Origin of the sequence: Acinetobacter higginsii, assembly GCF_000369525.1 — a bacterium.
GTDB classification, from domain to species: domain Bacteria; phylum Pseudomonadota; class Gammaproteobacteria; order Pseudomonadales; family Moraxellaceae; genus Acinetobacter; species Acinetobacter higginsii.
This window is the reverse complement of sequence record NZ_KB850073.1, coordinates 151,839-166,085: the sequence shown is the minus strand read 5'-3', so window position 1 is coordinate 166,085 and position 14,247 is coordinate 151,839. Positions and strand designations below refer to the sequence as shown.

Genomic DNA, 14,247 nt, shown 5'->3' with positions numbered 1-14,247 from the left:
ATGGGAAAATAAACCTTATCTAGGTTTAGATAAGGTTTTGGTAAGTTGCTTTCAGGGATTACATTTTATCTTGTGTTTTCTCCGCAGTTTGTGTGACTTTATCACCTGCCTTAGACACATCTTTACCAATACCTTTAAATGTATTACAGCCAGTTAAAACAAAAGCAGTCATGATTGAAGCAACTAAAATTTTTTTCATCATCGTCTCCATTTCAATTTAATTATGATGTACTTAAGAGGCTAAAAAAGTTAACAGAAAATGACCATGTGGGTTTGATGGTAGATATGTTATAAAATGTTAATTTGTAGAATAATAATTCACTTTATTTCATAAATAAAAGTGAAGGTTGGCGAAACATATAATAAGAATGTGTTGGCTGATCCTGATAATACAAACCATTGCTCCACCAGACTGCAGTTTGTGATGAAGGCTCTAAATCAGGGCAAAGCCATTCATGCCGTTGTAGGCGGTAATAGGGCGTTTGTGGGATCTGGGTTCCCCAATGCCCTAAACGTCGTGATGTATTGATCCAAGACGGTAGATTTAAGTTATTTTGCTCTTGGGGTAGATAGAGTTGGCCTTTCATCACTGCAAACTTTCTTTGAATTTGATACAGATTGGCTTCTGAAAACTGAAATTGACGTTCAGTAAAATGTTTTAACTTTCGGTGCAAGGTATCTTCGCGGTTTAGGCCGTACCATTGTGCTAAATCTAATTCGTTTTCACCCAGATAATATTTTAAGGCGACTTCCCAATGTTCAATTTCATTTGTTCGTGTATTGAGTACAACAAAATCGAGTTCACCTAAGGTGACTGCACCTGCAATTTTTTGAATACTATGTCCCAACAGTTGGTAGGGATGATAGTCATCATCCAATAACCAGAACCAGAGTAAATTCTCAAAACGTAAACCGAGACGGGTACTTTTGAGTTGTGCCAGAAAATCAATCAGTGGCTGAGGCTGTTGATCGAGCTGCTTTAATCGCTGTTCATAGTTTTGATAATGAGTGAGCCAAATCGAATCATGATGAAGCTCAAAATGATGTTTTACATTAAGCTCATTGGGAATCTGAGCCAATATACTCGGGCTGGCAATACAAAATGCTAAATGTCGTACGATTGGGTTATTAAACTGTAACCACGGTTCAAAATAACTGGAAGTGGTAATCAGGTTAGGCATGAATTAACTCAATCATTGAAATAATAAGTGAAGTTTAAGAAAGAACGATAAAAACACTTTATACTAGCACGGTTGTAAATCGGTGTTGGTTAATTGCTCAATGAAAACATTATTCTGGCGTAGTTTAGTCGTGATTTTTATTACGTTAGGAATTATTGGGGCAATTCTACCGGGGATGCCAACCACTGTCTTTCTGATTTTAGCAGCATGGGCTGCTTCAAAAGGCTGGCCTGAAATGGATGCATGGTTATTGAATCATCCGAAGTATGGACCGACCTTACGAAATTGGCGTGAGCATGGCACAGTTCCGCGCAAGGCGAAATGGATTGCCAGTATCATGATGTTGATCAGCGGTATCTTAATGCTATTTACTAATGCGCCATTTTGGGTAAAAGTTTTTACCGATGTCACTATGTTTATCGTGGCTGTGTGGCTGTGGTTACGCCCCGAGCCTGAGCAGCGTTAAGAAAAGCAACGCTCTTGCGGAATATATTCCTCATGCGCAAGACCTTGCGCCAAATATGGCTCATATGCTGTGAGTGGCGAGGATAAATAAACTTAAAGCACTGCTTTTAGCTTATCTCAAAGATAAATCATGCTGTTTTGTTTTTTATATTTAAAACCAACAGATAATTAAAACTACTGAAAAGTACAAGAAAAAGCCGATAGTCTATGTTGAAATAAAGATGTTCTATCAGTTATCGAGATAAAAATGAGCTACACCTTAGATCAGGCAGACATTGTCATTGACTTGGCACAACAGACCTTAAGTTTGCCAAAACATAATAAATTCTATGTGATCTCTTCTGGTAAGAACGGTATTGGTGAGCAAGAAAATAGTGGCAAGACGCCAAGAGGTTGGCATCAGGTTGCTCAAAAGATTGGTGGTGATGCACCTAAAAATGCCGTATTTATTGCACGCCAACCCACGGGTGAAGTGTATGACCAGCAATTAGCGCAACAATTTCCACAACGAGATTGGATATTGTCGCGTATTTTATGGTTGGATGGTTTAGAAGAAGGCTTTAACCATGGGGAAGGGCACGATACCTTTAAGCGTTATATCTATATTCATGGTACTCCTGATACAGAACCGATGGGCATTCCAATGTCACATGGTTGCATTCGTATGAAGAATGATGAAATTCTTGAACTGTTTGAACTCGTTTCTGAGCAAGCTGTGGTTTATATTTCTGAACAAGCCTTAGAAAATAAAGCGTGAAAATGCAAATAAGTGCTTAAATAAAATACGAAAATATCATTTTTTTGATGGAATGACTTATTTTTTAATCATTCGTACGGTTTTTTCGGAAAAGAGTGGCAAAAGCGTTTGACAGGCTGTAAAGATTCTCTATAATGCACCTCACAAACGATGAAGACGTTAAGGGCGCTTAGCTCAGTTGGTAGAGCGTCTGCCTTACAAGCAGAATGTCGGCGGTTCGATCCCGTCAGCGCCCACCAAGCCTTTACGTTAAAACTCAAGTGCAGCGGTAGTTCAGTTGGTTAGAATATCGGCCTGTCACGCCGAGGGTCGCGGGTTCGAGCCCCGTCCGCTGCGCCACTTAAGTTTTAATAATTGTTTGTCATGATTGCAAAATTATCGTGCAGCGGTAGTTCAGTTGGTTAGAATATCGGCCTGTCACGCCGAGGGTCGCGGGTTCGAGCCCCGTCCGCTGCGCCACTTAAATTTGCAAGAATGAACACCTTGGGATACAAGATGATAATTTTATCTTGCGTCATAAAGATTGATAGTTAATCAGTTTTTATTCCTTAGGGCGCTTAGCTCAGTTGGTAGAGCGTCTGCCTTACAAGCAGAATGTCGGCGGTTCGATCCCGTCAGCGCCCACCATAATTTGTGACATTTACTTCTCAATAGAAGTAATACAGTGCAGCGGTAGTTCAGTTGGTTAGAATATCGGCCTGTCACGCCGAGGGTCGCGGGTTCGAGCCCCGTCCGCTGCGCCATTCTCTTGATATCAATTTAAGAGAATGTTAGTTTTAACAAGTATCTTTATACTTGATCTCTGATTCGAGATGCCATTAGAAAAATCAAGGATTTTTCTCTTGCGCTCAGACAAAGCTTTGCTTTGTTTATCCTCGCTCAGGGCGCTTAGCTCAGTTGGTAGAGCGTCTGCCTTACAAGCAGAATGTCGGCGGTTCGATCCCGTCAGCGCCCACCATATATCTTCCCTAAATCTCATATCATTGTAATCCATACAAAGTTATTCTATGATTAGCGTCAATAATGATTCTAATATTGAAGTACTTTATGAGAAACCCTTATCAACGCAAGGCTGCGTCGAAATCTCAAACTACACCTTCTGGTTCTTCACTCAAAGACGCTTACCGTCAGTTCATTCAAAATATTGTTATGCAACGTCATGTGATTGCACTGTATCACGATGGTTGGGCCTTATGCTCAACACCATCTGGACAGCATGCATTATCCGTGTGGCAGAATAAAAGTTTGGCAAAACTGCTGATTAAAGACAATTGGGCGCAATACGAAATTCAGGAAGTACCATTACTGGCTTTTATTGAAAAATTGATTCCATTTTTAAAAGAAAATAATACGATCTTATCTCTAGATTTAACCCCAGAGGGAAACAATTTATTGGTTTCCCCTGATTCTTTGTTATTGGATATTAAGAATTTTTTATACCAAATATATTTACAACGTCCAGATGTCTTTGCTGAGTTAAAACTACCTTTACCACGTGATATTCGGTTGCATAACTCAGCTTCATCCTAATTGAGAGGGTAATCTCTCAATCAATACTCATTTAAGATCCAACCACTCGCATAGGCAAAGTATTCTCTTAACCATGCATTGTAGCGTGTGCTTAGAGGTGTAGTCGCACCGAGTAGGGTAATATCCGTATAGCCTTGTTTCTTAGCAATGGCAGCAGCACGCAAGGTATGAAAGTCACTGGTCACAATTGCAATTGGTTGTTGAATGCTAATCTGTTGTGCCTGCAAGAGCTGTTGGCTATTTTTAAGATTTAGCTCAGTGCTGGTGCTTTTATCTTCCAAAATGATTTGTGATGCAGGAATGTGATAGTGTTGTTGTACGTAACGTGACATCACCACGGCTTCGCTATCAGTTTCACCAAAATCAATACCACCTGTCATGACTAATTTTGCTTGAGGCTGAGCTAAAGCAATTGGGGCGGCACGGTCTAAACGTTTTGCGAGTGTTGCAGATGGTTGTCCTTTCTCTACACCACTACCTAGTACGATAATCGCTTTAACCGCAGGGATATGTTGAGTTTTATCATTGTTATCGGACAGATAATCAAAGAAATAGCCTAAGCTAACTAACCAAATCCAGAAACAGAGCCAGCCAAAGCGCCAGATTGAATGCAAGCGGAAATGATAGAAAAAGAAACGTTCAATATGATAATAGAAATAAGCATAGAGACAGAAAAATAGTCCAAGTAGCAGCGGCAGTACGGTTCCGATATGAATCTTTTTAAAAGCGATCAGAATTGCGCCATCTAAGAACAGAACTGAACCGATAAGGGCTAAAATAATACGAACCCATGAACTTATTTGCATAATCTTAATTGTGTCGATTTGAACCGTGCTAAGTGTATGCAAAATTCAGAGAAAGGCAAATCCTCTTATTGTCTTATAAAAAAACGAGTGGCTAGCACTCGTTTTTTTTATAGAGAAGAATTAATAAACGTCTCGGCGATAACGACCAGCTTGTCTTAACTCATCCAGTTTTTCTTCGCTAAGAATTTCCATCAATGCCTGATCGACACCAGAAGCCATACCTTCAATGCTACCACAGACATAAATCACCGCACCTTGCTCAACCCATTTGATCAGTTCATCTGCATTGTTGCGTAATATATCCTGCACATAGACACGTTGTTCTTGATCACGAGAAAAAGCCAAATCCAGACGCTGTAGTGTTCCCATGTTTAACCAGGCTTGAATGGTTTCTTGATAGAAGAAATCATGTTCGCGTTGACGTTCACCAAAGATCAGCCAGTTGGCCGTGTAATTTTGGCGATTACGTTGCTGTAACAAGCTCATGAGACCTGCGATACCAGTACCATTACCAATACAGATAATTGGGCGGTTGTCATCAATTAAATGGAATGATTCATTGGTTCGAATACGCAGGGCGATGTTTTGTTTGGGTTGCGCAAATTCGGTTAACCAGCCAGAACCAAGACCGAGTTGATCATTTTCATCACGTTTTTGGCGAACCACTAGTCTTAGTACTTGTTGAGATGGAATACTGGCAATCGAATATTCACGTGCGGGTAGGGTGGGTAACTGTTCCAGTAAGTCTTCAAGCGTACCAAACGGCTGGATCTCAACCCGCAGATTTTTATTCCACAGTGCATGTTCAATATTTTGCTTCAATGATTCAACGATACTATGTGCAGGGGTTTGATACTTGATCAAGAAATTCTGAATATCAGTCAAACTGTTGGCAGGTTGAATTTCTGCAATATCACCCGCATGCCATGTTATGTCAGATGCTGAGGTCAGCTCGATATTATAAGCTGCCTGCCCTAAGCTATCTGGGTTGAGTAGGGTGCGTTCGCTTAGCGTCCATTGATCAAATACTTTCTCAATATTCATCGCATGTAGTTCATGCTGGGTTACCGCAGACAAGCCCTGATTCCAACGTTGAATATCGTTGCTATTGGCATTATCCACTTCAATCAAGTCAAACAGCGGCTGTGCTTTGCATTGTTTTAACCATGCATCTACTGCATAGCCGAAGCTGCAATAGCTGTCAGGGTATTCTTTTGAACCCAGTGCCAGTACAGCATATTGCATTTGGCCAAGATCAAGCTGTTGTTGCATCAGTTTCTTGCTGAAACTTGCGGCAAGATCAGGTGCCTCACCTGTACCATAGGTACTGATCACAAATAAAACCTGTGCTGCGTGTTGCAGGTCTTGCTCAGTCAGTTGCTGAATTGGTTTAACCGTAGTTGGCTGTTGTGCTTCTTGCAAGCTGGTCGCAGTACGCCAAGCCAATTGTTCAGCCACACCAGTTTGCGTTGCATAAGTAATCAGCCAAGGCTTGGCATTTGGATCAATCGGCTGTGCACTGAGTGACTGACGTGCCGCTTGAGTTAATTTCTTCTGTTTACGACGTTTTAGATACAGCATCCAACCCGTTACAAAGAACAGTGGCATTGCTAATGAAGCCAACATGGCAATAAATTGATAGGTTGAACCAAAGAAGCTACCGCGGTGTACCGGCAGCATGCTGCTCATGATTTTTTCATTGAGCTTTTTATCTTCATAGAGTTCGAATTTTTCGAATTTATTGTTTTGATAGTTATAAACCGCTTGGTTGCGTGCACGCTCATGTTGTGGAATAGCATCGACAAATGAAAGTTCAACCTTGGCATCATCACGTTTAGGAATATTTAAGGTGAGGCTAGAATATTCACGGCCAATCTGTGCATTTACGCCTGTCCATGTTTGCGTCAGAATGGTATTGATCTGCGTTTTTTCTAGCTCTGGTTGTTTATCTTTACCACGTTCATTTTGTTGATTACGTTGTGGTTGTTCAACGCCCATGACTTTGAACATGCCAGCACGCCACCAGTCATAAGACCAATATAAACCTGTACATGCAAACAGTAGGTAGAACACAACCACCCAGGTTCCCACCACTGCATGTAGATCCCAAATAAAATTACGACCTTTTAGTTTAGGTTTAATAAACAACCATTGTTTAAAGCTATGTTTCTTTGGAAAGCGTAGATAGATGCCACTTAATACAAAGAAAATCAGCATCAGGGTCGATGCCCCAGTAATCTGTGCGCCAAACTCACCAGCGGTTAAATTACGGTGTAAACGCTGAATAAATTGCAGTGTATCGCGACCTTTAACTTCAGGTAAGACTGCCGCTGTATAGGGGTTTACCATCATGTTATAACCACGACGCGCACCTTCTTTTTTAATATTGACAGTTGACGATTCGGTTGGATCAGTAGCGATGGTGATGCTGTTAATTTCAATCTCGGGTTGTTGTTGATTGAAATGTTGATACAGCTCGGCAGGGGTGAGTTTTGGTGTTTGAGCAACCTCTACCACATAACTGTCTTGGTTGATCCATTTTAGAATCTGTGGTTCGTATGAGTAGATTGCACCAGTGACTCCCATTAAAGAGAGAATGAGTCCCGCGGTAATCCCTAAAAACCAATGGATTTGGAAGAAAACTTTTTTAAACATGGTCAAAAAATGGAAAGATAATGAAATTCATGTAAAAAATTATAACCTAAGAATAAGTACATAATATGGATTTTGCAGGTAATATTGATTTTGATTCTCATTTATTTAGTGGGTATTAAAAAACCTCCCATGTAGGGAGGTCTTTTACGTCAGAGACTAAAACTTAAATTGATTTAGGTGCACCAACTGTTTCATTGAGGTGTCTACGTACGGTATTGAACGAGAAATTTTTCGAGTCCATACGCTTTGGTAAAATATAGGCACCTTGTTGTTCTTCGCCTTTTGTTTTTACCTTGAAGTTCACCAAAATAAAGTCAGGTGAACTATACCATTCGTAAATGTCTTTCCAACCAATGGTTGCAGTACCTTCTTGCAGACCCATTTTTTGGCGCATCACGATACCGTGTGGTTGTACGCCTAAACGTAGACCTTTAATTTCCTGTACAGGGAATTCAGTCATCTTGCGTTTAACGTACCACTCCAGACCAAAACGTTTGATCAAATAGAACAGCACCACACTCACAATCACGACCCAACAAATCACAGTTGAGTAGGTTGAATAATATTTAATAAGTCCTGCAGCAACCAATGAGAGCACAACCAGTGCAATCATAATCATCCATGCTTTGCGGCTGAATTTGTTGGTACTACGCCAAATCATCAGTTGAGCTTGACGTTGTTCAGCTTCAGAAACTTCGTAAGGAACAGGTTGTAGCGTATAAGCGTATAGCGTTTTGGCGGTCATAGTATAAAAAATGAGTATATAACTGGGTTTAGTTTAACATCTATTAGCATGCAAAGATATTATGCCAATGGCGAATCATGGGAGGCTATTGCAATCACAACAGCCATTAAAGTGAAGCAAATTCGGTACCATCTTCATTCGGTTCATGGCTCAGACTTTGTTTCAGCATACTTAAGCGTGTTAACACACTGAGCATGAGTGAAAGCTGCTGCAAAATGATCAGCGATTTTGGATCATTATCTTCATTGCGGCTGAGACGGTCACGAATGGTTTGCATCAGATTTTGTGCTGATAAATCAGGAACTTCATCTCTGAGGAGTGCCCCTTGAATATCATCTAAAGCCTGATCGAGTAAGCCTAATACTTCCTGATCTTGGATTTGCTCTCGATGCGCACCTAATGCTGCGATGTAGCTTAAAAAAGTATGGCTCAGGCATAAAAACTCAAACGCTAAACTTTTTTGATTCACATCAATATTCGGTTCAGTTGCAATAGTGGAAATCAGGGAAGCCACTTCAGCATCGGTATTGTGTGCGGCACGTCGAACTACACGATAATTCAAGGCATTATTACGACCCTGATGATATTGTTCCACCACCTCGGCAAGATATTTACATTGTGCCTGTAGAGAGCGCTGAATTGAGCGCGGTAATCTGCGGAACTTCCAGTCTGGCCAAATAAAACTGACACCAAACCATGCCAAAGCACATCCAATCACAGTATCAATAAAACGGGGTAGACCCGCTGCGAATGCAGAGCCATCCAGATTAAAGTTGATTAACGCAAGGATGGTAATGAATGCAGTGGCTTGCGCATATTGCTTACTACGCAGCTCCAGAAACAGCACACCGCTCAGAATCAACATCACCAATTGACCTTCGATTGAAGGAATAAAATAGATGATGGCAAGTCCAACGATAATACCGACCAATGTTCCGACGATACGTAAATATAAACGTCGTTTAGTGGCATTGAAGTTGGGTTGGCATACAAATAATGCGGTGAGCAGAATCCAGTAACCATATGCAATATTAGTAAGCTGAATAAATAGATAGCCAATAAACAATACGATCGACAAACGTACCGCATGACGGAACAATACCGACTCAGGTGTGAGATGTTGTTTCACTCGTACCATGATGTCATTCCAGCCTTTTAGATCATCATCTTTTAACTGGCTTTCGGTATGCTGTGCATTGATCTTTTGCAGGTTTCGTTCTGTTTCTAGGTTTTGTAATTGTGCATCAATCGATTTGAGGTTTTGATAAAGTGCAAATAAGGCATTAATTCTGACTTGATCATAGTGTCCATCTTTGCGCAGTTTCTCTAATGATAGACGCAAGTTCTCAAAACTATGCTTAAAGCGCTTGTTATGCACATAACGGGTACGACTTAAAATAGATTGAGCCAAATCCTGACAGGCTTTGCCTTGAATAGATAAAATCCTTTGGAAGCGAAATAAAATATCACTATGTTGAAACACTTTGGCCAGTTTTTGATAGTCGATATGTGCTGAATCGGCGCGCTCATGAATATCTTGAGCGACAAAATAGTATTGCAGACTGCGTCGAGTTCCTTTTTGTCCACGGTCACCTTTTAACCGTGTCAACAGCGACATCCGCATATCGTTAAAGATCGCGACCAACTTGCCATTTTCCATGGCGATATCAATCATGCTTTGTTGATAGCTAGAGGGGGTCATATCCACATCAAATAAGTTTGATTTTGCGAATAAGAAACTCCCTAAGGCAGTATAGGACGCAGCCAGTTGATCTTGAACTTTACGTACAGGGAACAATAGAAAGCTGATAGTAGAAAGTAAACCATACCAAGCCGCACCGACAACAAGCAGAGCAGGTTGCAGATACCATTGTTCAAATAAATGTACGCCCAACATGGAATAGACCGAAATGACCAGACAACCATAGGCAATGGTGGCATAGCGACGACCTAAAGAACCCAATAAGATCCAGCCGATACAAGAGGCGATTAATCCAATTGCAAAGGCGATTGGATAGGGGAATAACAGTTGAACCGAAGCCGCTGTAATGAAGAACCCGATATAGGTATAAATCAGGTTCATGATGCGCACAGAAAAGCGGTCATCAATATCACTAATGGCCGCGGCAACGACACCGAGTGTTAAGGGAATCGTTGCCAATTGATAATCTAAAAGATAGGGAACAAAAGCAGTCCCCGTAAAGGCGATTAACATACGCACGTTATACATAAACGTGGTGTTATAGGTTGCTTGTCTTAAACGTCCGAACCAAGGATTCAAAGTTTGTCCTTTTTGTATTCTGCAATCAATTTTCTGATTCTTATTATGCACAAATATGTTGAGGATGCTAAGCTTAGAATGGTGATTAACATGAAAAGTAGAGCATTATGCAGGCAGAGCAAACCAATCAGCGTCAATATTCAACAGCATGGATTTTGTTGCTTGCTTTGTTAACCGCATTAGGGCCGTTGTCGATCGATATGTATTTACCCGCTTTGCCGCAAATGGCAGATGAGTTCGGGGTCAGTACACAAATGGTTGCCAATACCTTACCCGCTTATTTTTTGGGATTGGCGATTGGACAGTTGATTTATGGGCCTGTCAGTGACCGTATTGGACGTAAAAAGCCATTATATTTTGGCTTGGCATTGTATGCAATTGCCAGTTTGGCCTGTGTGTTTGCAAGCAATGAGTGGGCCTTAATCGCCGCACGTATTTTCCAGGCCTTGGGAGGGTGTGTCGGTGTGGTGATGGCACGGGCGACCATTCGTGACCGTCTGGATATGCAGGGGTCTGCACAGGCATTTTCCAGCATGATGATTGTGATGGGGCTGGCTCCGATTCTTGCACCCATCTTTGGGGCATGGATTTTGACCTTCTTCCCTTGGCAGGCAATTTTTATCGTCTTGTCGATGATTGGGGTCGTGTGTTGGCTCTGTGTACATTTCTTCTTTAAAGAGTCACTGCCTGTTGAACGCCGTTTAAAATTATCGGCTTATCAAGTCACCACACTCTATGCAGCTATTCTCAAAGATGAGAGCTTTAGAGTACCAATGTTTGCGGGCTGCTTAACTGGCGCAGCTTTGTTTTGCTATATCAGCTCAGCTTCAGAAGTGTTTATGGGGCAATATGGATTGTCGCAGCAGCATTTCTCCTATGCTTTTGCCTTAAATGCCGCAGGGATCATGTTGATGTCTTCGCTGAATAAACATTTGAATACTCGCATGGGAATTTTCCAACGCCTACGTTTGGGTGGTTTAATCCAATGTTTTGGGGCATTGATTGTACTGACTGCTGGATTGATGGCGGATGCACCGCTATTTCTGCTAATGTCAGGCTTATTCTTGGTGGTATCAGGAATTGGTTTAACAGGGCCGAATGCCATGGCTTTGGCGATGTCTCAGCAAGGGGCTCGTGCAGGTACGGCCAGTGCCATTATGGGCAGTATGCAATTTGCCTGTGGTTTGCTGGCGGGAATTATCTTGAATTTCTTGGTATGGAAGGCATCTTTGAACATGGGCATCATGATGTTACTGTTTACCAGTGCAGGACTGTTTGCCATTTTAAAAGTTGGAAAACAGCAAAGCAGTCTCTCAGCTTAGAGACTGCTTTATTTACAGGTTTAGTCTAAAAACACCGTGAAGTTTTCAACAGGTTCACGCGGCGTAATAAAGGTATTCACAATATGCTCAGGGTCAGCATGACCTAAAGCCACGGCACAAACCAGTTCTTCATCTTCTGGCGCGCCCAAAATATCCAGTACGATTGGGTGGAAATGATTCCATGCCGCCTGTGGGCAAGTGTCTAAGCCACGTGCTTTAGCAGCGACCATGACATTTTGAATCATCATGGCAATATCCATTTTGGAGCCGATGCCCATGACTTTATTCACGGTAAAATATAAAGCAACAGGGGCATCGAATAATTGAAAGTTACGCAATTGCTGTGCGGCCATTTTTTCTTTTTCGCCTTTTTGAATACCCAGTAAGCCATACAATCCCCAACCGTTGGCGCGGCGACGATCAATAAACGGAGAAATCCACGTTGCAGGGTAGTAGGCAAAGGTTTCTTGATACTGCGCTGCCAGTTCGGGTTTTTGCAGTAATTCAATTTGAGCATGACAAACACGGTCAATCATTTCTGCACGTTTTTGTCCTGTCACCACATAAACTTTCCATGGTTGGACATTGGTCCCTGAAGGTGCACGACTGGCAACTGCCAAAATATCTTTAATGGTTTGCGTCTCAATCGGGGTGTCTAAAAATGCACGGACTGAATGGCGAGACGTAATCGCTTCATCTACATAGCGGACTTGTTCCGTGTTCATAAAAACTCCTGATCATATTGGTTTTGTCGTATCCGCAGACTATAAATCAATAAATAAACTTTAGTGATCATTTTCACAGGAAATTTTTATTGAGTATAAAAAACAACCATAAAAGACAAAGAATTAATGTGGCTTGTTACTCATTTTTAAAGTTTTGTGCCGTTTGTGTGAAAAAGAAAACTATTAGTAACATAATGAAATCGAAAAATTATTTTTTTATTGCCATGAAAATGGGCAAAACTCCTTAAATAAAAAGTACACACAATATCCGAAATTTATGCATAATACGCCCTTTTTAAAAATTGATTAGGCTTTCCTTACTGATTGGGTGAGGGGGAATTTTCTATTTACAGATGTATTGAATTTATCCAATTTTACGTCTGTGGGAAATGTTGAAATATACACCATATACAAGGAGCTTCTCATGAGTTTATCTCTCATCCGTAAGCCGTTTATCATGCAGGGTTTAGCACTTACAGTTGCAGCCTTAATGATGAACAACACGCATGCTGCTAGTGAGCAAGAACAGATTCAGCAACTTCGTGATGAAGTGAAGGAATTAAAAGCGTTATTACAGCAATATGTTCCCCAAGCAAAACAACAAAATGACCTTGCTCAAGTAAAGGAACATTCTAATTTTAAGGAAACACATCCAGATCACCCTGCAAATGCAGCGGTTGCACCTGCGGTTCCAAAGAAATCACAATTGGTATTTAACACTGCTTCTGGTGCAGAAGTTAAATTACATGGTTTCTTGCGTGGTGATGCTTCTTATCAAGCCAAAGGTGGTGACGGGATCTTTAACCGCATCAATAAAGTGGATTTAGAAGGCGCTGAAAAGAATAGCGATCGCTTCTATAGCACGGCAACAGTTACCCGCTTAGGGCTGGATTTTAAAGCACCTGTGGAAGGTGCTGAAGTCGGTGGTAAATTAGAAGTTGACTTCCGTGGTGGCAGTAACAATGACACCATTCGTATCCGTCATGCGTATATGACCTTTAATGACTGGTTATTTGGTCAAACCACATCGACGTTCTTGGCAACAGATTTACAGCCAGAAATGCTAGATTTTAACTCACCACTGGGGATTGGTACTTACCGTACACCAATGGTGCGTTATAGCGGTGCATTTAATCCAAATACACATTATTTTGTTGCCTTAGAAAAAGGCAATGACGATAACCGAGCGCCTGCTTTAACTTCAAAATTAAAATATGATTTTGCTGAAGGTCAGGGCACAAGTTCTGCACGTGTGTTACTTACCGAAGCCCGCAGTAAAGCTGCTTACAATAATGACAAACAGCTCAGTGCCAATGACGCTGAATTAGGCTGGGGTGTTGCGGTTGGTGCAAAATATAAGTTCAGCGATGCGTTGCAGGCGATGATTGATTACTCGCATGTGAAGGGTGACAGCAAATTCTTGTTGTATACCAACAATGCTTATAACGTAAATCCAAATAATTTCGGTTTAAATTTGAATGAGTTTGATGCGCTGACACTCGGTGCGACTTATCAAATTAATCCTAAATTACGTAGTACTTTGGCTTATGGTGCAATGTTTGCTGATGATAGCAATGACTTTGCTAAACAAGCGGTGATTGCAAAAGATGCTGCGCAGAACAAAACCTTGCAACAAGGTTGGTGGAATATCATGTATTCACCAGTCACACCGATTACGTTTGGTCTAGAGTATGTCTACGGCGAACGTAAGACCTTTGATGGACAAAAAGGTAAGGATAATCGTGTAGGGGCCATGGCTCGCTATAACTTCTAAGCCATC

The 14,247-nt window shown here is 41.3% G+C and carries 12 protein-coding genes and 6 tRNA genes; 11 read left to right on the top strand and 7 right to left on the bottom strand.

Features of this window, described 5'->3' with window-relative positions; genetic code table 11:
* Positions 1–58: 58 nt before the first annotated feature.
* Entirely contained in the window at positions 59–202 is a 144-nt protein-coding gene (locus tag F902_RS19245; protein ID WP_016541456.1) for an entericidin A/B family lipoprotein, read from the bottom strand.
* 121 nt (positions 203–323) lie between these two features.
* On the bottom strand, positions 324–1,181 hold the full coding sequence (locus F902_RS19240) for a DUF1853 family protein (RefSeq protein WP_004802940.1): 858 nt from the start codon (positions 1,179–1,181) through the stop codon (positions 324–326).
* A 100-nt stretch (positions 1,182–1,281) separates the two neighbouring features.
* On the opposite strand from F902_RS19240, the gene F902_RS19235 reads away from it, so the two are divergent.
* The 9 genes from F902_RS19235 to F902_RS19195 all read left to right on the top strand — a co-directional run bounded on the left by F902_RS19235 (position 1,282) and on the right by F902_RS19195 (position 3,933).
* A complete protein-coding gene (locus tag F902_RS19235; protein WP_004802942.1) occupies positions 1,282–1,647 on the top strand; it encodes a YbaN family protein in 366 nt (121 codons plus the stop codon).
* 246 nt (positions 1,648–1,893) lie between these two features.
* Positions 1,894–2,403, top strand: a complete 510-nt coding sequence (gene elsL / locus F902_RS19230) for a cell wall-recycling L,D-carboxypeptidase ElsL (protein ID WP_004802943.1) — start codon at positions 1,894–1,896, stop codon at positions 2,401–2,403.
* A 163-nt stretch (positions 2,404–2,566) separates the two neighbouring features.
* A tRNA-Val gene (locus F902_RS19225) sits at positions 2,567–2,642 on the top strand.
* 23 nt (positions 2,643–2,665) lie between these two features.
* A tRNA-Asp gene (locus F902_RS19220) sits at positions 2,666–2,742 on the top strand.
* A 43-nt stretch (positions 2,743–2,785) separates the two neighbouring features.
* Positions 2,786–2,862 (top strand) — tRNA-Asp (locus F902_RS19215).
* A 92-nt stretch (positions 2,863–2,954) separates the two neighbouring features.
* Positions 2,955–3,030 (top strand) — tRNA-Val (locus tag F902_RS19210).
* 39 nt (positions 3,031–3,069) lie between these two features.
* Positions 3,070–3,146 (top strand) — tRNA-Asp (locus F902_RS19205).
* A gap of 139 nt (positions 3,147–3,285) precedes the next feature.
* Positions 3,286–3,361, top strand: a tRNA-Val gene (locus tag F902_RS19200).
* A gap of 89 nt (positions 3,362–3,450) precedes the next feature.
* A complete protein-coding gene (locus tag F902_RS19195; protein WP_004802944.1) occupies positions 3,451–3,933 on the top strand; it encodes a DUF2750 domain-containing protein in 483 nt (160 codons plus the stop codon).
* Between the two features lie 20 nt (positions 3,934–3,953).
* Here the strand turns inward: F902_RS19195 and F902_RS19190 are convergent, their stop codons facing one another.
* The 4 genes from F902_RS19190 to yccS all read right to left on the bottom strand — a co-directional run bounded on the left by F902_RS19190 (position 3,954) and on the right by yccS (position 10,420).
* On the bottom strand, positions 3,954–4,739 hold the full coding sequence (locus tag F902_RS19190; protein ID WP_004802948.1) for a YdcF family protein: 786 nt from the start codon (positions 4,737–4,739) through the stop codon (positions 3,954–3,956).
* 120 nt (positions 4,740–4,859) lie between these two features.
* The gene (locus F902_RS19185) at positions 4,860–7,394 is read right to left on the bottom strand and encodes a PepSY domain-containing protein (protein ID WP_005206056.1); all 2,535 of its coding nucleotides are present in this window, start codon (positions 7,392–7,394) and stop codon (positions 4,860–4,862) included.
* 163 nt (positions 7,395–7,557) lie between these two features.
* Entirely contained in the window at positions 7,558–8,139 is a 582-nt protein-coding gene (locus F902_RS19180) for a YcxB family protein (protein ID WP_004802952.1), read from the bottom strand.
* 106 nt (positions 8,140–8,245) lie between these two features.
* Complete coding sequence (yccS, locus tag F902_RS19175) at positions 8,246–10,420, bottom strand: YccS family putative transporter (RefSeq protein WP_005206055.1); 2,175 nt, start codon at positions 10,418–10,420, stop codon at positions 8,246–8,248.
* Between the two features lie 107 nt (positions 10,421–10,527).
* Here yccS and F902_RS19170 point away from each other — a divergent pair, with 107 nt between their 5' ends.
* Positions 10,528–11,742 (top strand): multidrug effflux MFS transporter, encoded by a 1,215-nt coding sequence (locus F902_RS19170; RefSeq protein WP_005206054.1) that lies wholly within the window; start codon positions 10,528–10,530, stop codon positions 11,740–11,742.
* Between the two features lie 20 nt (positions 11,743–11,762).
* Here F902_RS19170 and F902_RS19165 read toward each other — a convergent pair whose 3' ends face one another.
* Positions 11,763–12,467 (bottom strand): nitroreductase, encoded by a 705-nt coding sequence (locus F902_RS19165; protein WP_005206053.1) that lies wholly within the window; start codon positions 12,465–12,467, stop codon positions 11,763–11,765.
* A gap of 424 nt (positions 12,468–12,891) precedes the next feature.
* Here F902_RS19165 and F902_RS19160 point away from each other — a divergent pair, with 424 nt between their 5' ends.
* Entirely contained in the window at positions 12,892–14,241 is a 1,350-nt protein-coding gene (locus F902_RS19160) for a DcaP family trimeric outer membrane transporter (RefSeq protein ID WP_005206052.1), read from the top strand.
* Positions 14,242–14,247: the final 6 nt, after the last annotated feature.

What these genes read in the sequence shown, in the direction of transcription:
- F902_RS19190 (WP_004802948.1), bottom strand. Translation starts at nt 4,739, where the DNA reads ATGCAAATAAGTTCATGGGTTCGTATTATTTTAGCCCTTATCGGTTCA.
- elsL (WP_004802943.1), top strand. Translation starts at nt 1,894, where the DNA reads ATGAGCTACACCTTAGATCAGGCAGACATTGTCATTGACTTGGCACAA.
- F902_RS19240 (WP_004802940.1), bottom strand. Translation starts at nt 1,181, where the DNA reads ATGCCTAACCTGATTACCACTTCCAGTTATTTTGAACCGTGGTTACAG.
- F902_RS19235 (WP_004802942.1), top strand. Translation starts at nt 1,282, where the DNA reads ATGAAAACATTATTCTGGCGTAGTTTAGTCGTGATTTTTATTACGTTA.
- F902_RS19195 (WP_004802944.1), top strand. Translation starts at nt 3,451, where the DNA reads ATGAGAAACCCTTATCAACGCAAGGCTGCGTCGAAATCTCAAACTACA.
- F902_RS19170 (WP_005206054.1), top strand. Translation starts at nt 10,528, where the DNA reads ATGCAGGCAGAGCAAACCAATCAGCGTCAATATTCAACAGCATGGATT.
- F902_RS19245 (WP_016541456.1), bottom strand. Translation starts at nt 202, where the DNA reads ATGATGAAAAAAATTTTAGTTGCTTCAATCATGACTGCTTTTGTTTTA.
- F902_RS19185 (WP_005206056.1), bottom strand. Translation starts at nt 7,394, where the DNA reads ATGTTTAAAAAAGTTTTCTTCCAAATCCATTGGTTTTTAGGGATTACC.
- F902_RS19165 (WP_005206053.1), bottom strand. Translation starts at nt 12,467, where the DNA reads ATGAACACGGAACAAGTCCGCTATGTAGATGAAGCGATTACGTCTCGC.
- F902_RS19180 (WP_004802952.1), bottom strand. Translation starts at nt 8,139, where the DNA reads ATGACCGCCAAAACGCTATACGCTTATACGCTACAACCTGTTCCTTAC.
- F902_RS19160 (WP_005206052.1), top strand. Translation starts at nt 12,892, where the DNA reads ATGAGTTTATCTCTCATCCGTAAGCCGTTTATCATGCAGGGTTTAGCA.